Origin of the sequence: Oceanimonas sp. MB9 (assembly GCF_011319775.1) — a bacterium.
Lineage (GTDB): Bacteria > Pseudomonadota > Gammaproteobacteria > Enterobacterales > Aeromonadaceae > Oceanimonas > Oceanimonas doudoroffii.
This window is the reverse complement of the sequence record NZ_VFBE01000009.1, coordinates 119,298-141,330: the sequence shown is the minus strand read 5'-3', so window position 1 is coordinate 141,330 and position 22,033 is coordinate 119,298. Positions and strand designations below refer to the sequence as shown.

Below are 22,033 nucleotides of genomic sequence, written 5' to 3'. Positions count from 1 at the left end.
ACAGTTTTGTTACAGAGCACAAAAGCCGCAAGTAACCCTGTAAAAAAAAGTGCCGGCGTGTATCTTGAACAGTGAACTGATCATGTCATTCAAGGAGAGAAACCATGAAAACCCTGGTCGCCACCCTTATCGGCCCCGATAAAACCGGCCTGGTCCGGCAACTGGCCGCCCTTATTCGCAAACACCACGGCAGCTGGCAGGGCAGTGCCATGAGCGAGCTGGCGGGTTATTTTGCCGGCATTGTGGAAATTCGCGTGCCCGCCGAGCACAGCGCCGGCCTGGAACAGGCGCTGAAGGCCCTGCCAGACTTTCAGGTGCAACTGGTGGAAGGCCAGGGCTCCGCGCTTCGTGGCCAACAGCTGAAACTCACGGTGACCGCCAACGACAGGGTTGGTATCGTCGACGAGGTCACCGATATTCTCAACAGCCAGAACATCAGCGTGAAAAACCTGAAAACCGACAGCCACCCGGCGCCCGTTACCGGCATCATGCTGTTTGAGGCCCAGAGCACCCTGACCTTGCCCCACGGCCAGACCCTGGGGGACCTGCAAAGCCGTCTGGAGGCCCTGAGCGACGATCTGGTCGTTGACATTGAACTCATTTGAGTCGTAATAAAAATGTCATACTTGTTTGTCATAAACAGTGCCAAAAATGACAAATGAAAAATACCGGAAAACACAATGGGCACGGAAAAATGGTACCTGGAGAAAGAGCTCAGCTGGCTGTCGTTTAATGAGCGAGTATTGCAGGAGGCCATGGACAAGAGCGTACCCCTGATCGAGCGGGTACGCTTTCTGGGCATTTTTTCCAACAATCAGGATGAGTTTTTTAGGGTGCGTGTGGCCGACGTCAAGCGCCGGGTGATGATAGACGCCGACAGTGGGCGGACCAATGGCGCCGCCTCGCTGTTGCAACAAATTCAGCAAAAGGTGGTACGGCTGGGAGAAATCTTCGACGAGACCTACAAGGAGCTGATTGTCACCCTGGCCCGGCAGAATATTTTCCTGCTCAACGAGTCCCAGATCGACCCCGATCAGGAACACTGGCTCAGGCGCTATTTTGAAAACGAGGTCCGTGCCTACCTCTCCCCCATCGTACTGAATGCCGGCATCAATCCGGTGCACTTTCTCAAAGATGAGCATACCTACCTCTGCGTAGGCATGAGCAAGAACCACCATCATCACTACGCCCTGGTGGAGATTCCCACCGATGTACTGCCCCGTTTTGTGGTGCTGCCGCCGGGCAAAAGCCGGCGCAAGAAAAGCATCATCATCATGGACAACGTCATTCGCCTGTGCCTGAACGAGCTGTTCGCCGGCTTTTTTGACTACGACCACATCACGGCCCACGCCTTCAAGATGACCCGGGACGCGGAATACGATCTGTCGGATCAGCTCGACCAGAGCCTGCTGGAAAAGATGAGCGACGGCCTCAAGCAACGGCTGACCGCCCTGCCGGTGCGCTTTGTACACGACAGGGACATGCCCGCCGACATGCTCGCCAACCTGTTGCACAAGCTCGACATACAGCATCATGATGCCGTCATGCCCGGTGGCCGCTACCACAACTTCAAGGACTTTATCGGCTTTCCCAACGTGGGCCGACAACACCTGGTCAACCGGCCACTGCCGCCACTCAAGTGCCGGGAGTTTCGTGACAGCCCTTCCTCCTTTGACGCCATTCGCCGGCGCGATATTTTGTTGTATTTTCCCTACCACAGCTTCAGCCACGTCACCGAGTTTGTACGTCAGGCGTCCTTTGACCCGGCGGTGGTCAGCATCAAAATGAACGTGTATCGGGTAGCGTCGCTGTCTCGCATCATGTATTCACTGATGGACGCCGCCAACAACGGTAAACAGGTGACCGTGGTGATCGAGCTGCGCGCCCGCTTTGATGAAGCCGCCAACATCGACTGGGCCAAACAACTCACCGAGGCCGGCATCACGGTGGAATTTGGCGTGCCCAGCCTCAAGGTACATTCCAAATTGTGTCTGGTCACTCGGCGGGAAGAAGGCCGTCTGGTGCAGTATGCCCATGTCGGCACCGGCAACTTCAACGAAAAAACCGCCAATATCTACACCGACTTTTCCCTGCTCACCGCCAATCAGGAACTCACCCAGGAAGTGGCGGCGGTGTTCGACTTTATTCGTCAGCCCTATCGCCGCAGCAAGTTTCAGCACCTGCTGGTGTCTCCCCTCAACCAGCGCCGAGGGCTGTATGCCATGATAGATGCCGAAATCGCCCACGCCCGCCAGGGCCTGCCGGCACGCATTGTGCTCAAGCTCAACAACCTGGTCGACAAGGGGCTAATCCACCGGCTCTATGCCGCCAGCCAGGCAGGGGTAGATGTCGATCTCATCATTCGCGGCATGTGCTCATTGCTGCCGGGCGTGCCCGGGGTCAGTGAACGCATTCGTGCCATCAGCATTGTCGATCGCTATCTGGAACACCCCAGGGTGATGGTGTTTCACAACAATGGCCAGCCCAGGGTCTATCTCTCTTCCGCCGACTGGATGACCCGCAACATGGACTTTCGTGTGGAAGTCACCACGCCCATACTGGAGCCAAGCTTGCGCCGGCGCGTCATGGATTTGCTGGAACTGCAGCTCAATGACACCACCAAGGCCCGCGTGCTGGACGCCGGCCAGGGCAACCGTTATGTCAGCCGGGGCAACCGGCGCAAGGTGCGCTCCCAGACCGCCACCTATGATTACCTCAAAGCGCTGGAGGAGTAAGCGCCCATGACCGATCAGTATGTGGCCACCATGGATCTGGGATCCAACAGCTTTCATATGGTGATCGCCCGTTACCACGGCGACGGCCTGCGCATCGTCGACCGGCTGAAACAGCGGGTACGCCTGGCCGATGGCCTGGACGATGGTAATCGCCTTAGCGAGGACGCCATGGCCCGAGGACTGGATTGCCTCAGGCTGTTCGGCGAGCGCTTGAACGGCTTTCACGCCACTCGTGTCAGGGTGGCGGGAACCTATACCCTGCGTGAGGCCGTCAATGCCCAGGAGTTCGTGCGCCGGGGCCAGCAAGTGCTGGGGTTTCCCATTGATATTGTTAGTGGCAACGAAGAGGCCCGGCTGATTTATCATGGGGTGGCACATACCCAGCAGACCCAGGGCCAAGTGCTGGTGATCGACATTGGTGGCGGCAGTACCGAGCTGGTTATCGGCCAGGATTTCGATTGCCGTCAGGTCTCCAGCCGCAGCATGGGCTGTGTCAGTTTTACCCGCAAGTATTTTGCCGATGGTGTACTCAGCGAGGCCCGCTTCCAACAGGCAATCGAGGCGGCGGAATATCAGCTGGTGCCGATACTGGGTCGTTATCTGGCCCTGGGCTGGGATCAGGTGCTCGGCAGCTCCGGCACCATCAAGACACTGTTGGAAATGTGTACCGCCGCCACCGGCGAGCCGGTCATTAACTTGACCGGCCTGAAGCATATCAAGCAACGGCTGGTACAGGCCGGGCATATTGATCAAGTCGACATGGCCGGCCTGAGTGAGGATCGAAAGCCCTTGATTGCCGCCGGGCTGTCCATCCTGCTTGGCATCTACCACAGTTTCAATCTGGATCGCATGGGCTTTTCCGATGGCGCCCTGCGCGAAGGGCTGCTGTACAGTGTCTTCGGCCGTGCCAAACATCACGATATTCAGCTTAACACCCTGCAGGCCCTTGCCGGGGAATACGACATCGATCGGCAGCAGGCCGACCGGGTGCAGGACACCGCCAGACAACTATTTGTCCAGGTATGTGATAACTGGCGGCTGAATGCGAACTCAGGTGACCTGCTGGGTCATGCGGCTCGGCTGCACGAAATTGGCCTGCACATCAACTTCACCGGTGTTCATCGCCATTCCGCTTATATCGTCGGCAATACCGATCTGCCCGGGTTTACCCAGGAGCAGCAAAAGGCGTTGGCGGCACTGGTGCGCTTTCATCGCAAGGCGCTCAAGTTGTCCGAGTTGGAGCCGCTGAACTACCTGCCCGAGCAGCAATTGTGGCGACTGGTAAGGTTGCTGCGTATAGCGGTGGCGCTGAACCGCCGGCGCCAGGACGGCGTGCTGCCACCTCTGGTGCTGAAGCCGGCCGCCGAAGACGAACTGCGCCTGCACCTTCCCGCCGACTGGTGCGCTCACAACGCCCTGCTGCTGACCACCCTGGAGCGGGAGCAAGCCTACCAGGACAAGGCCGGCTGGAAGCTGACGCTGGTGCGGGCTTAACCCCTCAGCTTAGCCGCCACTTACCCCCGTATTGTCGACTGATGCAGGGAGTTCGGCCGCCTGCTTGCGGGCGGCCTTTTTTTCCGCTCGGCGGCGTTTGAAAAAATCGCTCAGTTGGGTGGAGCAGGCCTCGGCCAGCACACCCGACTGCCAGTCGATACGGTGATTGAGCCCAGGCGTGGCCAGCAGTTGCAGCACCGAATCCACGGCACCGGTCTTGGCGTCGGCGGCACCGTACACCAAGCGCCGTATGCGGCTGTGCACCATGGCGCCGGCGCACATCATGCACGGCTCCAGGGTGACATAGAGGGTGCTGTTGAGCAGCCGGTAATTGCCCAGGCGCTCGCCGGCCTGGCGCAATGCCATGATCTCGGCATGGGCGGTGGCATCGTGATGGCCGATGGAGCGATTCCAGCCCTCACCCACACATTCGCCCTCATGCACCACCAGGGCACCTACCGGCACCTCTCCTTCCTGTTCGGCCCGTGCCGCCAGCGCCATAGCCCGGCGCATCCAGTATTCATCTTGCTCGTTCATCGCCCCTCCTGAAGGCGGCTATTATGGCAAAAGCCGGCCCGGCTGCAAGCACGGCCCGCCCTGGCCCAAAAAAGCGCCATTGCGATCAATAAAGCGGCAAACGCACTCAGGAAGGAAAAAAGGGGGTTGCGGCCGGGCGGGCGGAACCTTATAGTAGCTCCCGATTCGGCGTGTAGCGCAGCCTGGTAGCGCACTGTCATGGGGTGTCAGGGGTCGGAGGTTCAAATCCTCTCACGCCGACCAAATCATCCTAAAAAGCCCACCTTACGGTGGGCTTTTTGCGTTTACTGCTAATCAACACGAGCGTATCAACTTCCAGAAAAGCCCGTCTCGCTTATGGCGGTTTTTACGGCCTGGCCGCTGATGATATGTTTTGATGGCTCCATGGCCCGTGTTCACGGTCCATAGAACCACCTCATCACTCAGGGTGTTACGCCCGGTACTCCATCAGCAACACCTGCACCGGCTGGCCACGCCGCTCGCGCCGACGACGCTCGACCTCCATAAAACCCATGGCCTCGAAGAAACGGCGGGCATTGATGCTGGCCTCGCAATACAGCCGGCACAGCCCGCGAGAAGCGGCCTCGGCCTTGAGCCGCTGCATCAGCGCCCGGCCAATCCCCTCGCCCTGGCGGGCGTGGTGCACATAAAACAAGTCAATGCGGCCATCGTCGTCGAGTTCGGCAAACCCCAACAAGCGCTTGCCTTCCATCGCTACCAGGGGCCGGGTACGAATAAAGCGGCTGACCCAGCGCGGTTCGTCGTATTCGTCAGGGGCCCATACCGCCAGTTCGTGTTCGCTGTAATCGGCCTGGTTGATCCGGTGCACCGTATCGTGGAACAACTGCCAGATACTGCTCGTTTCACCACTGCGGATCTTCCTGATTTCCATAATTGCTCCTGCTTCACATACTGCCTGTCTGCTTTGCCCCCTTATATAGCCACAGTTGTGCACAATTAAAAAGTGGCTTGCTGCGGAATACGTGGATTTACCCGTGCTGCAGGCATAAAAAAGCCCCGGACGAAGCCGGGGCTCAAACAGCAACCAGAACGGTAAAACGTATTTACATCAGGCCAAGTTTCTTCAGGTCGGCCTCAACCACGGCGGCAGGTACCGGCACATAGCCGTCCTTGTCGACGATTTCCTGACCCTGCTTGGACAGCATCATCTTGATGAATTCGGCTTCCATCGGACCCAGGGGCTTGTTGGGGTGCTTGTTCACGTACACGTACAGGAAACGGGACAGCGGATACTCGCCGCTGATGGCGTTTTCAGAGTTGGCTTCCACATAGTCGGTGGAGCCTGCATCGGCCAGCGGCACGGCGCGCACACTGGAGGTGCTGTAGCCCAGGCCGGAGTAACCGATGGCGTTCAGGGAAGAAGACACGGACTGCACCACGGAGGCGGAGCCGGGCTGCTCGTTCACATTGTTCTTGAAGTCACCCTTACACAGGGCTTCGTCCTTGAAGTAACCGTAAGTGCCGGACACGGAGTTACGACCATAGAGCTGAATGTCGCGGCTGTTCCAGTCGCCGTCCAAGCCGGTCTGGCCCCACTTGGTGATCTGCTCGGACAGGCCGCAGCTCAGGGTGCTGGAGAAGATGGCATCCACCTGATCCATGCTCAGGCCTTCGATGGGGTTGTCTTTATGTACGAACACCGCCAGGGCATCGATGGCCACACGAACCGGAGTGGGCTTGTAACCGTAACGCTTTTCAAAGGCTTCGATTTCATTGCTCTTCATGGCGCGGCTCATGGGGCCGAACTGGGAAGTGCCTTCGGTCAGGGCGGGCGGCGCAGTGGAAGAGCCGGCGGCCTGGACCTGCACGTTGACGTTGGGATACTGGCGTTTGAACTCTTCGGCCCACAGGGTCATCATGTTGGCCAGGGTGTCGGAGCCAACAGAAGATACGTTGCCGGACACACCGCTGACTTTTTGGTAATCGGGCAGTGAAGCATCCACCGCTGCAACGGCGGAAGTGGCGGCCATGGCCACGGTCAGTCCCAGTGCACTTGCCAGTTTGTTCAGTTTCATCCTTAATCTCCAATAAGTTCGGTCTTTCAAGACGCGGCCAGTATTGCCGGCAGCGGTGACAATCCTATTAATCCTAGGTGACGCTTTTATGACAGAAGAGCGCAATGTCATGGAAGTGTCACTCCCCACCTCAGGCACTCTGTTGCACGCCGGCGTCGGCCACCAGCAGGCGAGCGGGCAGGCGAAAACTGAAGCAGCTTCCCTTTCCGGGATGGCTCTCTATCTCAAGATGACTATCGTGGTGACTGAGGGCGTGTTTGACGATGGCCAGCCCCAGGCCCGATCCGCCGGTCTGGCGACTACGGGCCTTGTCAACCCGATAGAACCGTTCGGTGAGCCGGGCGATGTGCTCCGGGGCGATGCCGTCACCGTCATCACTGACGGCAAAGCGGCCAAATTCGCCCTGGCGACACCATTGCACCCGAATGTGACTGCCCGCCGGGGTGTGGCGCACGGCGTTATACACCAGGTTGGACATGGCGCTGCGCATCTGTTCGGGATCGCCCCTGAGCCGCAGGCCGGCTTCCACCTCAAAGCTGAACTCATGGCCGCGCTCACCACTGAGCGCCAGCGCTTCCTGCTCCAGCATGTGCAGAATGCCGGGCATGTCCACCACCCGGGTAAAATCGGGCTGAGTGGCGGCCTCGTAGCGGCTCAGGGTCATCAACTGGTTGACCAGGGCGTCCATACGCTGGGTCTGCTCCACCAATACCTTCTGGGTCTTGCGCCACATGGGCTCGGACGGCGGCTCTTCGAGCATTTCCAGATAGCCCTTGAGCACCGTCAGCGGCGTGCGCAGCTCGTGCGAAACATTGGCCACAAAGGTCTTGCGCACCTGCTCCAGGCTGCGCAGCCGGGTCACGTCCCGCACCACCAGCAGCGCCTGATCTTCGGTGTAAGGCATGATGCGGCATTCCAGCAAGCGCTCTTCACTTACCGGCGAGGGCATCTCCAGCGGCTCGCGAAAATCTCCCCGCTTCATATAGGTGATAAATACCGGCGTGCGGATCAGGTTGCCGATGTGCTGGCCGGCATCGTCGGGCCAGCGAAACCCGAGCAACTGCTGGGCCAGCTTATTGCACCAGATAATGCTGCCGTCCCGGCGAATGACCACGGCGGCATCGGGCAAGGCCTCGGCCCCTTCGCGAAAACGACGCACCAACACCCCCAGCTCGCGCCGGCGCGAGCGCTGGCGCTGCTGCAGCCGGTAAATGCCGTTGAAGATATCTTCCCAGCTGCCCTTGCCCTCGGGTGGCGTCAGGCTGCGATCCCGCCACAGCCACACCAGCAGCGTATGCTGATAACGATAAAAGATGGCCAGCTGGATCAGGGTGCCGGCCAGCAGCCCCAGCGCCAGATTGTCGAGCAGCAGGCCGAGCAGACCAAAGACCGTATAGAACAGTCCCAACTGCCACCACCTGCCCCGGTTGGTATTCTGTTGCTGCATGGGAGCCTCATGGGCGAACGGAGAAACGGTAACCTGCACCCCGCACCGTCTGGATCAGCTTGTCGTGGCCACAGGCCGAAATGGCCTTGCGCAACCGGCGAATATGCACGTCCACGGTGCGGTCTTCCACGAAGACATTGGTGCCCCACACATTATTCAGCAACTGCTCGCGGCTGTATACCCGCTCCGGGTGGGTCATGAAAAAGTGCAGCAGCTTGAATTCGGTGGGCCCCATGTCGAGTTGCTGGTTTTCGGCGCTGACCCTGTGGCTGAGCGGGTCCAGGCGCAGCCCCTGCACCTCGATCACGTCTTCCACCGAGGTGGGCGCCACTCGGCGCAACACCGCCTTGAGACGGGAGGTCAGTTCATTGGGAGAAAACGGCTTGGTGATGTAGTCGTCGGCGCCCACGTCCAGGCCCTTTATCTTGTCTTCTTCCTCGGCCCGGGCGGTCAGCATGATCACCGGGATCTGGCGGGTCAGCTCGTCCTGCTTGAGGTGCTTGATAAGCTGTATGCCACTACCGCCAGGCAACATCCAGTCGAGCAGGATCAGTTCCGGGTAGGGCTCCTTGATAAGCTCCAGGGCCTGATCGTAGCTCTCCGCCTCCTGGGTTGAGAATCCCTTTTGCTCCAGCACGAAACACAGCATTTCCCGAATGGGCGCTTCGTCTTCCACCACCAGTATTTTCCGTGTCATTCTTCAACCGCCTTCTGCTATGGTTTTGTGTTCATGCCCATTATTGGAAGCAAGTATGACAGTTTTATGAAATTGTGACGCTCGGGTTTCAAACGAAGCTTTTCTCAGGGGGAATCGTAATCCATGCACAGCTGAGGCTGGCCGGTGCCCGGGTCAAGATGCTCCTCGGTAATGGCAAAGCCATGCCGGCGATAAAAATGCACGGCAATGTCATTTTCACAAAATACCTTAAGGGTAAGCTGACGACGCAGCCGCTTGGCGGTGGCCATCAGTGCCTTGCCAATGCCCTTTTTCTGGCAGTCGGGGCGCACAAACAGCGCCACCAGATAATCGCCGGCCAGGGCAATAAACCCCTGTACTTCTCCCTCCCGCTCGCACACCCACACCTCCGCCGACGGCAGATAGCGCGCCCGCATCTGCTCCTGCTGCCGCCACCAATAGGCGGCAGGCACGAAGTCATGCGCCTGCAGCGAGGCCAATAGCCAGACATTCAGAATGGCCTCGGTATCCTCCGGCCTGGCCTGTCGTATCATATGCTTTCCCCTTTCACCGGCATCTGAGTCCAGTGTATGGCGGCCGAAGCCCGACCAGCCCGAATTTGTTCACTCCTGTGAGCGGGATCCGTCTTTGTTGTGCAGGAATGACTGACTGATCACAAAGTCGGATTGCAGTACAATGCCGCTTTTCCGGCCTGTCACCGAGGACTCCATGTGGTTTAAAAATCTGCAAATTTATCGTTTTACCCGCCCTTTTGAGCTCAGCCTGGAAGAGCTGGAAAAGCAGCTTGACGCCATGACCTTCAGCCCCTGCGGCAGCCAGGATCAGGCCAAGGTGGGCTGGATTTCCCCCCTGGGTAAGCGCGGTCAGGCCCTGACTCACAGCGCCGGCAACCAGATTTTGCTGTGCGCCAAAAAGGAAGAAAAAATGCTGCCGGGCTCGGTGGTGAACGATGAAGTGGCCGAAAAGGTGGAAAGCCTGGAAGCCGAGCAGGGCCGGGCCCTGAAGAAAAAGGAAAAGGACGCCATCAAGGAAGAGGTGATCGTCAGCCTGCTGCCTCGCGCCTTTAGCCGCTTTCAGCAAACCTTTGCCTGGATCAACCCCGACGATGGCTTTATTGCCGTGGACGCCAGCTCCGCCAAGCGTGCCGAAGATCTGCTGGCACTGCTGCGCAAATGCATTGGCAGCCTGCCGGTAGTCCCCCTGGCCATGACCACGCCCCCCGAGCTGACCCTGACCGACTGGCTCAAAGAAGGGGCCGCCCCCGCCGGGTTTGCCCTGGAAGACGAGGCCGAACTGCGCTCGGCGCTGGAGCACGGCGGCATTATTCGCGCCAAGCAGCAGGATCTGCTGAGCGACGAAATGAAGGCCCACCTCGACGCCGACAAGCTGGTGACCAAGCTGGCGCTGAACTGGGGCGATACCATCAGCTTTATTCTGGGCGACGACATGAGCATCAAGCGACTCAAGTTCTCGGAAGAGCTGCGCGAGCAAAACGACGACGTCACCAGTGAAGACCCGGCCGCCCGCTTCGACGCCGACTTCGCCCTGGTCACCGGAGAACTGTCCCGCTTTATTCCCGAGCTGATTGACGCCATGGGCGGCGAGGAAAGCCGTTAATCAAGGCCTGGCTTCAGCCGAGCAACCCCGCCAACAAACCACCCTTTGCCCCACGACAGTGGGGCCTTCTCCGCACGTATATGACCAAAGCTGTCCCACGCTTCTCGTGTTTACGGCCCTTTTCATATACTACTGACCGCTAACGACGGTTTTCTTCGCGGGCGACGGCTATGGTGGCTCACCATCGCATTTGCAGGAGTTCAACCATGCGTCCTTCTTCTTTTGCCGGCCTGTTGGGACTGCTATGGCTGGCGGCCGGCGCCGCCTCGGCCCACGACGATCAGCGCTGGCACCACCATGAATATGAGCGGGAATACCGCCATGAGTACCGTAACGAATATCGCCGGGAGCGTCTGCCCGTCACCTCCGTGGCCGAGGCTCGGCGGCTGGCCGATGACAGCCGCATTATTCTGTCCGGCCATATTGTGCGGCGGCTGAATGACGACGAATTTCTGTTCCGCGACGGCACCGGCACCATCAAAATCGACATGGATGACGACGACTGGCGCAAGCTGCGCCGCCACCGCCGGGGCCAGCTGCTGATCTGGGCCGAGGTGGACCGGGACAAACGCCGGGTGAAGCTGGAAGTGGAACGGGTACGGCCCGCTTATCGGTAACGATAACTCGAAATCACCGGCGCATGGGAGTAAAATGCCGGCCCCGGCCGCCATCAGGTGGCGGCCCGCTGACCTGACATCAGACGAGATCATCATGTTTGTACCCGAATTGCTTTCCCCCGCCGGTTCCCTCAAGAACATGCGTTACGCCTTTGCCTATGGCGCCGACGCCGTGTATGCCGGCCAGCCCCGCTACTCCCTGCGGGTGCGCAACAACGAATTCAACCACGAGAACCTGCAGATTGGCATCAACGAAGCCCATGCCCTCGGCAAGAAGTTCTACGTGGTGGTCAATATTCAGCCCCACAACGCCAAGCTGAAAACCTTTCTGCGCGACATGAAGCCGGTGGTGGACATGGGCCCCGATGCCCTCATCATGTCCGACCCGGGTCTTATCATGCTGGTGCGTGAGCACTTTCCCGAGATGCCCATTCACCTGTCGGTTCAGGCCAATGCGGTCAACTGGGCCTCGGTGAAATTCTGGCAGGACTACGGCATCGAGCGGGTGATTTTGTCACGGGAGCTGTCCCTTGAAGAGATCGAGGAAATTCGCCAACACTGCCCCACCATTGAGCTGGAAGTGTTCGTACACGGCGCCCTGTGCATGGCCTACTCCGGCCGCTGCCTGCTGTCGGGCTACATCAACAAGCGCGACCCCAACCAGGGCACCTGCACCAACGCCTGCCGCTGGGAATACAAGGTGCACGAGGCCAAGGAAGACGACGCCGGCCAGATCGTGCACAAGCAGGAGCCGATCATGGTACAGCCGGTGGAAAGCGACATCACCCCCACACTTGGGGCCGGCAAGCCCCATGATGAGCCGGTGCTGCTGGAAGAAGGCAACCGTCCGGGCGAATACATGGCCGCCTATGAGGACGAGCACGGCACCTACATCATGAACTCCAAGGATCTGCGCGCGGTGCAGTATGTGGAGCGCCTGACCGGCATGGGTGTGCACTCCCTCAAGATTGAAGGCCGTACCAAGTCCTTCTATTACGTGGCCCGTACCGCCCAGGTATACCGCAAGGCGATTGACGACGCCGTGGCCGGCAAGCCCTTTGACACCACCCTGATGAGCACCCTGGAAAACCTGGCCCATCGCGGCTACACCGAAGGGTTCCTCAAGCGCCATGCCCACGGCGATTACCAGAATTACGACTACGGCTATTCGGTGTCCACCAGCCAGCAGTTTGTGGGCGAGATCACCGGCCGCGACGGCGATTGGGTGGAAGTGGAAGTCAAAAACAAGTTTCTGGTAGGCAACAGCCTGGAGCTGATGACGCCAAAGGGCAACCTCACCTTTACTCTGGAGCAAATGAAAAACCGCAAGGGCGAGCAGGTAGAGGTGGCCCCGGGCAACGGCCATGTGATGTACATTCCCCTCGACGCCAACATTGACGTGACCTACGGTATTCTGATGCGCAACCTGGGTGACCAGCAGGACACCCGCAACCCTCATGTGAAGCAAGCCGATGGCGCTGTTAATCAAGGATAACTGTATCAACTGCGACATGTGCGAGCCGGAGTGCCCGAACGGTGCCATTTATTACGGTCCGGAGATCTACGAGATAGACCCGGATCTGTGCACCGAGTGTGTCGGGCATTACGACAAGCCGACCTGCATCAGCGTCTGTCCCATCGACTGCATTATTGACGACCCCGACCACCGGGAGAGCGAAGAGCAGTTATGGGACAAGTTCGTGCTGCTGCATCACGCCTGAACAAAAAGCCCCGATCCAGAAGACCGGGGCTTTTTCATGGGTTCATATTCCAAAGCTCACACCCCGGGTGCGGGCAGGGCTTCTTCCTCAGGTAGCAGAAACCATACCACCAGGCCGGCACAGGCCAGTAATAACCCGCCCAGCACGCGCTGATCCATCTCCGGCAACAGGCCCTGCACCAGCAGGAATAAACCGCCCCCCAGGTTGGCACAGCCCCCGAGCAGGGCGCCGGCGGTACCGGCATGCTGTGAAAAGGGCGCCACCGCCTTGGAGGTGGCCACCGGAAACAGCAGGCCCGCTCCGGCAAAATACAGGCCCCCACCCAGCACCAGCATAAACAGACCCAGTTCCGGCAGCAGCCCACCCGCCAACACCAGCACGGCACCACCCAGCAGCCCGGCACTGGCCAGCCACTGCATGCGTCGCACCGACCATACCGCCGCCTTCATCGACGCCAGCATGGCCCCGCCGAAATACAGTGGCAATGGCAGAATAAACAGCAGGCTGATTTCGGCACTGGTCAGGTTGCCCTGCCGGCCGGCCAGCACACTGAACACCGCCTCGTACAGGATCAGGCCGGCAAAGGTAGCGATCAGCATGCCGAGCTGACGACGAAAGCCACCGTGATGCAATACGTACTGATAGGCCGGCAGCATGGGCTGCACATGACGACGCTCGGCGGGCAGGGTTTCCCGAAAACACAGGCTCATCACCAGCAGGATCACCAGCCCGGTTGCCAGCAGAAAGCCATACATCGACTGCCAGCCAAAGTGAAGGTTAAGCCAGCCTCCGGCCAGGGGCGCCAGCAACGGCGCCAGCATAATGCCCATGGACACATAGCCGTTGTAACGCACCAGCTCGGCGCCCTCAAAGCGATCCCGCATCAAGCTGCGGCACAGGCTGCCCGCCGCCGCCGTGCCCGCCCCCTGCACAAAGCTGCCCAGCAGCAGCATGGGATAAGTCGGCACCAGCAGGATCAGCGCCGAGCCCAGCACATAGATACCAAGGCCTACCAGCAGCACCGGACGCCGGCCATGTCGGTCCGACAGCGGACCATAAACAAACTGAAACAGGCCGTAGGGGATCAGGTAGAAGGCCATCACCAGGGGCAGCGCCTGGCCGCTGACCTGCAGCGCATCGGCCATATCGCCCATGGCGGGCACATACAGGGTTTGGGTCATCTGACCCGCCGCCACCATCAATACGGTAAGCAACACCAAGGACAGGCCCGACATGGCCACTCTCTCCAAAAAAAGGTACGTGATATGGCTCACATCATAGAGAACGGAGAGATTCACTGGCAATCGAGATTCATGCGAGCTTTTATAATGGCCAGACCCAGTTTTTCTAATCAAACCGGTAACGATAACTGACGCCCCAGGAGGTGAGGCCGTCGTTGGGCTTTTTCAGCCCGGCATTGGACAGGTGCCAGGCCTCCAGTGCCAGGCTGTGGCGCCCCACGGCCACCCCCAGCCCGGCCCGGCTGTTAAATTGCAGCCGGCTGGACAGATTACGCGGACCGAGCCGGCTGCGATTGATCCAGGCAGGTCCCACCCCGGCATAAGCCAGCGGTCGCAACCCGCGCCGGCCGCCTTCATATACCAGGCTTGGCACTACGCTGAGCTGGGTCAGGTGGTCGCCGCCCAGGCGCCAGCGGCTGCCGTCCAGGTCCACGCCTAAATCGAGGCGCCCACCGGCCAGCTCCCGCCAGTCCTGCTGCCAGCCCACCCCAATGCCGTAGCGTTCGGCGTCGTCGCCCTTCCCCCCCGACACCATCAGGGAAGGATCCGCACGCAAGGGTAAAGCCAGCATGACCACCAACCACACACAGCCGCTTACCCTGTTCATGCCGGCCTACCTCATCCTTACAAGCCTGGTTAAATTTTAGCCACCCATTTTAATCCTTGCCTGCCTTGGGGACGCTGGTATAATTCGCGCTCGAATTTTGTTCTTTAACATCAAGTGGGTCTTCTCATATGCATCCGATGCTGAATATTGCGGTGCGCGCTGCGCGTAACGCCGGTCAGGTTATCGTCAAGGGTTTTGCCAATCCGGACAATCTGGAAACTCGTCAAAAAGGCCAGAATGATTTCGTTACCAATGTCGATCTTGACGCGGAAAACGCCGTAATAAACACCATTCGCAAGTCCTACCCCGAACACACCATTATTGGTGAGGAGTGCGGCGAGCTGACTGGCAGCAATCCCGACTACCAGTGGATTATCGACCCCCTTGATGGCACCACCAACTTCGTAAAGGGCATTCCCCATTTCGCCGTGTCCATCGCCCTGCGGGTGAAAGGCCGCACCGAGCAGGCCGTGATTTACGATCCCATTCGTGACGAACTGTTCACCGCCAGCCGCGGCGCCGGCGCCCAGCTTAACGGCTACCGCATTCGTACCGGCAAGGCCAAGGATCTGACCAACACCGTGCTGGCCACCGGCTTTCCGTTCAAGCAAAAGCACCAGGCCGAGGCCTATCTGGCCATGTTCCAGGGCCTGTTCGTGCAGTGCGCCGACATTCGCCGCGCCGGTGCCGCCAGCCTGGATCTGGCCTATGTGGCCGCCGGCCGGGTAGACGGTTACTGGGAGCTGGGCCTGAAGCCCTGGGACACCGCAGCCGGCAGCCTGATCGCCCGCGAAGCCGGTGCCATCGTGACCGACTTTGTAGGTGGCCACAATTTTGACCGCAGCGGCAACGTGGTCTGTGCCAACCCCAAGGTGCTCAAGGTGATGCTGTCCACCATTCGCGAGCACCTGCCCGAGTCACTGGCCAACTAAGGCCGACCAACAGCAAGCCTTCAAAGCCCCGCCAACGTGCGGGGCTTTTTTGTGTGAGACGTGGACGTGAGACGTGAGACGTGAGACGTGAGACGTGAGACGTGAGACGTGAGACGTGAGACGTGAGACGTGAGACGTGAGACGTGAGACGTGAGACGTGAGACGTGAGACGTGAGACGTGTCCATTATGGGCCGCCCAGTACACCGGGGAGCAACCACCTTCACCGTAAATATGGTGAGTTAACGTCGTTTATCACCGTCTGCAAATCACCCAGCTTCACTGCCTGCTGTTCCAGGCTAACGCCGATCCAACAAACAAACAGGCTATCTTCACTCTGCCTCCTCCCCCCTTACGTTTTTCCTCCAAGGTCCTCCATCTTCCACGCAATAAAAAAGCCCGCCGGGAACACCGGCGGGCTTTTAAATCGGCGTGAAACGGGCTTAGCCGTTCAGGCGCTTGTCGTTGCGGCGCGGGCGAAACTTGCCACCGCGGTCACCGCCACGATCGTCCTTCTGGCGGAACTGGCGACGGGGCAGCGGGCCACCCTCGTACTTGGCCAGGTTCAGCGGACGCTGACAGACGCGCACCTTCTGCAGGATCTGCTGCAGCTCGGTGGGAATGCCTTCGGGCAGATCCACGGTGGAGAAGTCGTCGTGGATCTGGATCTGGCCGATATAACGGGACTCCAGATCCGCCTCGTTGGCAATGGCGCCCACCAGGTGGCCCGGTTTGACACCGTGTACTCGACCCACGTCAACGCGGAAGGTTTCCATGGTCACACCGGATACGTCATCCTTACCGCCGCGACGAGGACGCTCGCCCCGCTCGGGACGGTCACCACGGGCACGGGGCTCACGGGCTTCACGCACGTCCGGACGACGAGCAGCCATGGGCTTGTCTTCCACGAACAGCGGGCGATCGCCTTGCAGCAGACGGGCCAGGCCGGCGGCCAGGGCGGCGGTGTCCATGCCATCGGCCTGCAGCTCGCTCACCATTTCCACAAAGGGAGCCAGGGCCTTTTCGTCGGCGTCCACGCTGGTGCGAATACGAGCCTTGAAGCGCTCGGCGCGAATCTTGTTGATATCGTCGGCGGTCGGCATGCTCATCTCTTCGATGGGCTGACGAGTGTGGCGCTCCAGGTTGTACAGGCTGCGCTTTTCACGGCCGGTCACAAACAGAATGGCGTCGCCTTCACGGCCGGCACGACCAGTACGGCCAATGCGGTGCACGTAAGACTCGTTGTCGTGGGGCATGTCGTAGTTGATAACGTGGCTGATGCGCTCCACGTCCAGACCACGGGCAACCACGTCGGTGGCAACCAGAATGTTCAGGCGACCGTTCTTCAGGCGATCCACCACTTTTTCACGCAGCTTCTGGGGAATATCACCGTGCAGGGCCTCACAGGCGTGGCCTTCACGGCTCATCAGCTCGGCCACGTCTTCGGCGTCTTTACGGGTACGCACAAACACCAGGCAGGCGTCCATGTCTTCGGTTTCCACCAGACGGCACAGGGCTTCCTGCTTGGGCATGCCACGCACAAACCAGTAACGCTGACGAATGCTGGCGTTGGTACGGGTCTTGTTGGCGATGCGCACTTCCTGAGGATCTTTCAGGTACTTCTGGGCCACGCGCTGAATGGCCGGCGGCATGGTGGCAGAGAACAGGGCGATCTGACGGGTGTCCGGGGTGTGCTCCAGAATCCACTCCACGTCGTCGATAAAGCCCATGCGCAGCATTTCGTCGGCTTCGTCCAGTACCAGGGCCTGCAGGTTGTCGAGCTTGAGGGTGCCACGGCGCATGTGGTCCATCACCCGGCCGGGGGTACCCACCACAATGTCGACGCCACGGCGCAGGGCGCGGATCTGGCTGTCGTAGGCCTGGCCACCATAGATGGAGACAATGCGAATGTCTTTCTGGTATTTGGCGTAGTTTTCAAAGGACTCGGCCACCTGAATGGCCAGCTCCCGGGTCGGGGCCAGTACCAGCACCTGCGGGTAGGCGTTGCCACCGCTGATGCGGCTCAGCATCGGCAGGGCAAAGGCGGCGGTCTTGCCGGTACCGGTCTGGGCCAGGCCCAGCACGTCGCGCCCGGTCAGCAGAGTCGGAATGGCGGCGGCCTGAATGGCAGAAGGCTGCTCGTAACCCATGTCGGTCAGAGCTTGAAGAACGGCAGGCGCCAGGCCGAGATCGGCAAAACCGGGTACTACAGAGGTATTTGTCATTTAACAGTTCCGAATAAATAAAATGTCGGCGGACTGATACAGTAAAAGGCCGAGGACAGCCCTACTCACACTGGGTGAGGGCTTTCCTTCACACGAAAGGTGTCACACATGAATACACAAGGCTAATCTGGCCGTTTTTGTCTCAACACCGCCATGGTCAACCGGCTGGTACACACCAGGCGGTCACGCTCGTCATGGATGTCGATCTGCCAGACTTGTGTCGTCGCGCCCAAATGGAGGGGACGTGCGGTTCCTGTTACCAGGCCGCTTCGTTTGGCGCGGACGTGATTTGCGTTAACTTCCTGCCCAACGCAATAAAAACCCGCTTCAACGCACATATTGGCAGCTACTGAACCCAGGGTCTCGGCAAACGCGACACTCGCGCCGCCATGTAACATGCCAAGAGGCTGGTGAGTACGATGGTCTACCGGCATGGTACCGCGTAGATAATCGTGACCCACTTCACAAAAGGTCATGCCCAACTGGGCTGCGAGCGTATTCTCTGACAGTTGATTCAAACTGTCCAGCGTAAATTCACGTTTCCACATAAAAGAACTCTGGTGAGGGGTTGTACTTGGGGCTAAGACGTAAGGCGAGAGGGAAACACATGAGGGGTGAGGTGAACGGGCATGGGCCCTTCACCCTTTCCCCTCACCGCGTCTTTATCGTCGGCCTTTTATTTTGCCCACGATAAACAGCAGCAACACGGCGCCCACCACCGACATCACCAGCGAGCCGATAATACCGGTGGCCGCCAGCCCCAACAACCGAAATACCAGGCCGCCGAGAAAGCCGCCCACCAGGCCCACCGCGATATTACCCAGCAGGCCAAAGCCTTGTCCCTTCATCAGGTTGCCGGCAATCCAGCCGGCCAGGCCACCGATGATTAATCCCCAGAGTAATCCCATACACGCTCCTTATCCTGTCGTGAGGGGTGAGGGGTAAGGGGTGAGGTGTACCCCTCACATCTCCCCTCTGTCCTCACACATCCAGCCTCAGGCCAACAAGCTTAGCAAGGCCTGCACCGGATGGCGAAGGCCCTCACCTTCAATGCGCTTGACCTGGCTGCGGCAGGAAAAGCCGGTGGCGAGACAGCGCTCTTTGGGCAATTTGCTCAGGGGCTCGGCCCAGCTCATGGTGAACAGGGTGCGCGAGCCCTCGGCGTGCTCCCGCTCGTGGCCATAGGTGCCGGCCATGCCGCAACAGCCCACTGGCACGGCTTCCAGCTTGGCGCCCAGGTGGGTGAAAATACGGCTCCAGTCCTGATGGGTGGTGGGCTTGGCGGTTTTCTCGGTGCAGTGGGCAAACAGGTGCCAGGGATCACCGGTCGTTTCTCGGGCCGGGATCCGCTCCAGCACGGTCAGCAGCCATTCCTGGGGCAACAAGACGTCAAAGTCGCCCCGGGCCGGGCCCAGTACCTTGGCGTATTCATCCCGGTAGCAAAGCACCAGTGACGGATCTACCCCCACCATGGGAATATTGAGCCGGGCCAGTCGATTGAGGAACTGGGCGCTGTCGGCGGCCATGGCGGCAAAACGGCGCAAAAAGCCCTTTACGTGGGCCGGCTTGCCGTTGGGCTTGAACGGCAGCACCACAGGGTTAAAGCCCAGTGCCGTGGCCAGGCGCACCAGATCGTGCACCACGCCGGCGTCGTAGAAGGAGGTAAAGGGATCCTGCACCACCAGCAGGGTTTTCGCGCGCTCCTCGTCGCTCATGGCCTGCAGCTGTTCCAGATCGAACCGGGCCGCCGGCCCCTTGCCGAGGCGGGCCTTGAGCGATGGCTGGCTCAGTTGCGGCATGTCCACCATGCCAAGCAATGAGGACGTTCCACCCTGCAGCCACTTGTGGTTCATGATGGGGTTGAACAGGCCCGGGGCCTTGGCCATCCAGGGGGTATAGCTTTCCACCCAGGACACCAGATAGTCCCGGGGCGGACGCTGGTAGCGCTGATAATACAGCTGCAGAAAACGGGCGCGGAAGGTAGGCACATCCACCTTGATCGGACACTGGCTGGAGCAGGCCTTGCACGCCAGGCAGCCGTCCATGGCCTCTTTCACTTCATGGGAGAAGTCGTATTCGCCCCGGCGCTTGTCCAGGGTGTTTTTCACTCTGAGCACCATGTCCTTGACGCTGGTGCCGCGGCTTTGCAGCGCGGCCTCCCCGGCCATGGGGTCAAAGCCCTGGGACGAGAGCTGGCGCAGCCATTCCCGCACCAGGCCGGCCCGGCCCTTGGGCGAGTGCCGGCGGTCGGCGGAGAGCTTCATCGACGGACACATGGGTGAGCGCACATCAAAATCAAAGCACAGGCCGTTGCCATTGCAATCCATGGCCTGGGTAAAGCCGTCGCGCACGTGCACCGGAATCTGCCGGTCGAAATAGCCGCGCTTGGTGGCGTCCACCGACACCAGCTGCTCCAGGCTGTCCAGCGGCGTGCAGATTTTGCCCGGGTTCAGCCGGTTAAAGGGATCAAAGGCCGACTTGATACGGCGCAGCTCGGTAAACAGCACCTCGCCAAAAAAAGTGGGGCTGTATTCGGAGCGAAAGCCTTTGCCGTGTTCACCCCACATCAGGCCGCCGTATTTGGCGGTAAGGGCGTTCACCTTATCGGAAATGCGCCGCAACATCACTTCCTGCTCCGGATCGGTCATGTCCAGGGCCGGGCGAACGTGAAGCACGCCGGCGTCCACATGGCCGAACATGCCGTATTGCAGGCCGTGATCGTCGAGCAACTGGCGGAATTCCATGATGTAGTCGGCCAGGTGCTCCGGGGGCACGGCAGTGTCTTCCACAAAGGCCACCGGCTTTTTGCGGCCCTTGGCATTACCGAGCAGGCCCACCGCCTTTTTGCGCATCCCATAGATGCGGTTGATTGAAGGCAGATCGTCGCACACCTGATAGCCGATAACGCCGGCCTCGCCGCGCTCGATCAGGCCATCGAGGCGGGCGCAGAGGGCGTCGACTTTTTCACGCTGGGCGGCTTCGTCCTGATCGGCGTATTCCACCATGTTAAGGCCGTCCATCACACGGCCCGGCACGTCCTGAATGAGATCGCTCACCGAGTGCCAGACAATGTCTTCCCGGGCCAGATTGAGCACCTTTGAGTCCACGGTTTCCACCGACAGCGCCTTGGCTTCCACCATCAGCGGGGCATTACGCAGGGCCGACTCAAAACTGTCGTACTTGACGTTGACCAGGGTACGGAAATTGGGAATGGGGGTCAGATCCAGCCAGGCCTCGGTAATGAAGGCCAGGGAGCCTTCCGAGCCGCACAGAATGCGGGTCAGATCCAGGGTGTGGCTGGCCTGGTCGTAAACGTGGCGCAGATCGTAACCGGTCAGAAAGCGGTTCAGTTTGGGAAAGCGCCGCTCAATTTCATCGGCATGGCCGGTGACACTGTGATACACGCAGCGGTACAACTCCCCTTCCCGGCTGTCTTCCTCCAGCTTTTTATTCAAGTCCTCGCCGGATACCGGCCCGGTTTCGATAAGGGTGCCGTCCACCAGCACGGCGGTCACCCCCAATACGTGATCCGAGGTTTTGCCATACACCAGTGAGCCCTGGCCGGAGGCGTCGGTATTGATCATGCCGCCCACGGTGGCACGGTTGCTGGTGGACAGATCCGGCGAGAAGAACAAATCGTGGGGCGCCACCAGCTGGTTGAGCCGATCCTTGACCATGCCGGTCTGAATGCGCACCCGGCGGCCATCGTCATCCAGGGTCAGCAGCTGGGTCATGTGGCGAGACAGGTCTACCACGATATTGTCGTTCAGGGACTGGCCGTTGGTGCCGGTGCCGCCGCCCCGAGGGGAGAAGCGTATATCCTTGTAGGCGTCCTTGGCGGCCAGGGTCAGCATTACCACCAAATCCTGGGATGAGCGCGGAAACACCACCGCCTGGGGCAGGCACTGATACACGCTGTTGTCGGTGGCCACCGCCAGCCGACTGGCGTAGCTGCGCTCGATGTCGCCGCGAAAGCCGCTGTCGGCCAGGGCCTCTAGAAATGAATGGTAGATGGGGGTTGTCTGCTGTTGCAGCGCTAACCTTGGGATCATGACCTGCGTCCCCTTTGTCCTTGTCGGTATTGCCCAGAGTGGCGGCCATTATACACCGGTGCCGAATTTGAGCGAGG

Annotated in this window: 20 protein-coding genes and 1 tRNA gene; 9 read left to right on the top strand and 12 right to left on the bottom strand. The window is 59.9% G+C overall.

Features of this window, described 5'->3' with window-relative positions; translation table 11 throughout:
• Window positions 1–104: 104 nt before the first annotated feature.
• From OJHNALOF_RS12035 to OJHNALOF_RS12025, 3 genes are all read left to right on the top strand, one after another.
• The gene (locus tag OJHNALOF_RS12035; protein WP_094200726.1) at window positions 105–605 is read left to right on the top strand and encodes a glycine cleavage system protein R; all 501 of its coding nucleotides are present in this window, start codon (window positions 105–107) and stop codon (window positions 603–605) included.
• A 75-nt stretch (window positions 606–680) separates the two neighbouring features.
• A complete protein-coding gene (gene ppk1, locus OJHNALOF_RS12030; protein WP_165662158.1) occupies window positions 681–2,735 on the top strand; it encodes a polyphosphate kinase 1 in 2,055 nt (684 codons plus the stop codon).
• A 6-nt stretch (window positions 2,736–2,741) separates the two neighbouring features.
• Window positions 2,742–4,229 (top strand): exopolyphosphatase, encoded by a 1,488-nt coding sequence (locus OJHNALOF_RS12025; protein WP_165662157.1) that lies wholly within the window; start codon window positions 2,742–2,744, stop codon window positions 4,227–4,229.
• A 9-nt stretch (window positions 4,230–4,238) separates the two neighbouring features.
• Here OJHNALOF_RS12025 and tadA read toward each other — a convergent pair whose 3' ends face one another.
• Window positions 4,239–4,766 carry a tRNA adenosine(34) deaminase TadA gene (gene tadA, locus OJHNALOF_RS12020; RefSeq protein ID WP_165662156.1) on the bottom strand — a complete coding sequence of 176 codons (528 nt, stop codon included), beginning with the start codon at window positions 4,764–4,766 and terminating at the stop codon, window positions 4,239–4,241.
• Window positions 4,767–4,932: 166 nt separating this feature from the next.
• On the opposite strand from tadA, the gene OJHNALOF_RS12015 reads away from it, so the two are divergent.
• Window positions 4,933–5,009 (top strand) — tRNA-Pro (locus tag OJHNALOF_RS12015).
• Window positions 5,010–5,196: 187 nt separating this feature from the next.
• Here the strand turns inward: OJHNALOF_RS12015 and OJHNALOF_RS12010 are convergent.
• The 5 genes from OJHNALOF_RS12010 to OJHNALOF_RS11990 all read right to left on the bottom strand — a co-directional run bounded on the left by OJHNALOF_RS12010 (window position 5,197) and on the right by OJHNALOF_RS11990 (window position 9,479).
• Window positions 5,197–5,658 (bottom strand): GNAT family N-acetyltransferase, encoded by a 462-nt coding sequence (locus OJHNALOF_RS12010; protein ID WP_094200722.1) that lies wholly within the window; start codon window positions 5,656–5,658, stop codon window positions 5,197–5,199.
• 172 nt (window positions 5,659–5,830) lie between these two features.
• Window positions 5,831–6,802, bottom strand: a complete 972-nt coding sequence (locus tag OJHNALOF_RS12005; protein ID WP_094200721.1) for a PstS family phosphate ABC transporter substrate-binding protein — start codon at window positions 6,800–6,802, stop codon at window positions 5,831–5,833.
• A gap of 130 nt (window positions 6,803–6,932) precedes the next feature.
• Window positions 6,933–8,249 (bottom strand): phosphate regulon sensor histidine kinase PhoR, encoded by a 1,317-nt coding sequence (gene phoR, locus OJHNALOF_RS12000; RefSeq protein ID WP_094200720.1) that lies wholly within the window; start codon window positions 8,247–8,249, stop codon window positions 6,933–6,935.
• Window positions 8,250–8,256: 7 nt separating this feature from the next.
• Window positions 8,257–8,946 carry a phosphate regulon transcriptional regulator PhoB gene (gene phoB, locus OJHNALOF_RS11995; protein WP_094200719.1) on the bottom strand — a complete coding sequence of 230 codons (690 nt, stop codon included), beginning with the start codon at window positions 8,944–8,946 and terminating at the stop codon, window positions 8,257–8,259.
• A gap of 104 nt (window positions 8,947–9,050) precedes the next feature.
• Window positions 9,051–9,479, bottom strand: coding sequence for a GNAT family N-acetyltransferase (locus OJHNALOF_RS11990; protein WP_094200718.1), 429 nt, complete (start codon window positions 9,477–9,479; stop codon window positions 9,051–9,053).
• 175 nt (window positions 9,480–9,654) lie between these two features.
• On the opposite strand from OJHNALOF_RS11990, the gene rdgC reads away from it, so the two are divergent.
• The 4 genes from rdgC (at window position 9,655) to OJHNALOF_RS11970 (ending at window position 12,901) form a co-directional block, all read left to right on the top strand.
• Window positions 9,655–10,563, top strand: coding sequence for a recombination-associated protein RdgC (gene rdgC, locus OJHNALOF_RS11985; RefSeq protein ID WP_094200717.1), 909 nt, complete (start codon window positions 9,655–9,657; stop codon window positions 10,561–10,563).
• 206 nt (window positions 10,564–10,769) lie between these two features.
• Complete coding sequence (locus OJHNALOF_RS11980) at window positions 10,770–11,180, top strand: YgiW/YdeI family stress tolerance OB fold protein (RefSeq protein WP_165662155.1); 411 nt, start codon at window positions 10,770–10,772, stop codon at window positions 11,178–11,180.
• A gap of 94 nt (window positions 11,181–11,274) precedes the next feature.
• On the top strand, window positions 11,275–12,675 hold the full coding sequence (gene yegQ, locus OJHNALOF_RS11975) for a tRNA 5-hydroxyuridine modification protein YegQ (protein WP_094200834.1): 1,401 nt from the start codon (window positions 11,275–11,277) through the stop codon (window positions 12,673–12,675).
• Entirely contained in the window at window positions 12,653–12,901 is a 249-nt protein-coding gene (locus OJHNALOF_RS11970) for a YfhL family 4Fe-4S dicluster ferredoxin (protein WP_094200715.1), read from the top strand. The genes yegQ and OJHNALOF_RS11970 overlap by 23 nt, the downstream gene beginning before the upstream one ends.
• A gap of 56 nt (window positions 12,902–12,957) precedes the next feature.
• On the opposite strand, the gene OJHNALOF_RS11965 is transcribed toward OJHNALOF_RS11970, so the two are convergent.
• Complete coding sequence (locus tag OJHNALOF_RS11965) at window positions 12,958–14,136, bottom strand: MFS transporter (RefSeq protein ID WP_165662154.1); 1,179 nt, start codon at window positions 14,134–14,136, stop codon at window positions 12,958–12,960.
• 112 nt (window positions 14,137–14,248) lie between these two features.
• Complete coding sequence (locus OJHNALOF_RS11960) at window positions 14,249–14,749, bottom strand: acyloxyacyl hydrolase (RefSeq protein WP_165662153.1); 501 nt, start codon at window positions 14,747–14,749, stop codon at window positions 14,249–14,251.
• A 128-nt stretch (window positions 14,750–14,877) separates the two neighbouring features.
• Between OJHNALOF_RS11960 and suhB the strand changes: the two genes are divergently transcribed.
• Window positions 14,878–15,681, top strand: a complete 804-nt coding sequence (gene suhB / locus OJHNALOF_RS11955) for an inositol-1-monophosphatase (RefSeq protein ID WP_094200712.1) — start codon at window positions 14,878–14,880, stop codon at window positions 15,679–15,681.
• Window positions 15,682–16,122: 441 nt separating this feature from the next.
• On the opposite strand, the gene OJHNALOF_RS11950 is transcribed toward suhB, so the two are convergent.
• The 4 genes from OJHNALOF_RS11950 to OJHNALOF_RS11935 all read right to left on the bottom strand — a co-directional run bounded on the left by OJHNALOF_RS11950 (window position 16,123) and on the right by OJHNALOF_RS11935 (window position 21,956).
• Window positions 16,123–17,904, bottom strand: a complete 1,782-nt coding sequence (locus OJHNALOF_RS11950) for a DEAD/DEAH box helicase (protein ID WP_165662152.1) — start codon at window positions 17,902–17,904, stop codon at window positions 16,123–16,125.
• A 122-nt stretch (window positions 17,905–18,026) separates the two neighbouring features.
• Window positions 18,027–18,452: a hotdog fold thioesterase gene (locus tag OJHNALOF_RS11945; protein WP_165662151.1), complete on the bottom strand. Its 426-nt coding sequence runs from the start codon at window positions 18,450–18,452 to the stop codon at window positions 18,027–18,029.
• A 114-nt stretch (window positions 18,453–18,566) separates the two neighbouring features.
• Entirely contained in the window at window positions 18,567–18,812 is a 246-nt protein-coding gene (locus OJHNALOF_RS11940; RefSeq protein ID WP_094200708.1) for a GlsB/YeaQ/YmgE family stress response membrane protein, read from the bottom strand.
• An 87-nt stretch (window positions 18,813–18,899) separates the two neighbouring features.
• A complete protein-coding gene (locus OJHNALOF_RS11935) occupies window positions 18,900–21,956 on the bottom strand; it encodes an FAD-binding and (Fe-S)-binding domain-containing protein (RefSeq protein ID WP_165662150.1) in 3,057 nt (1,018 codons plus the stop codon).
• Between the last annotated feature and the right edge of the window lie 77 nt (window positions 21,957–22,033).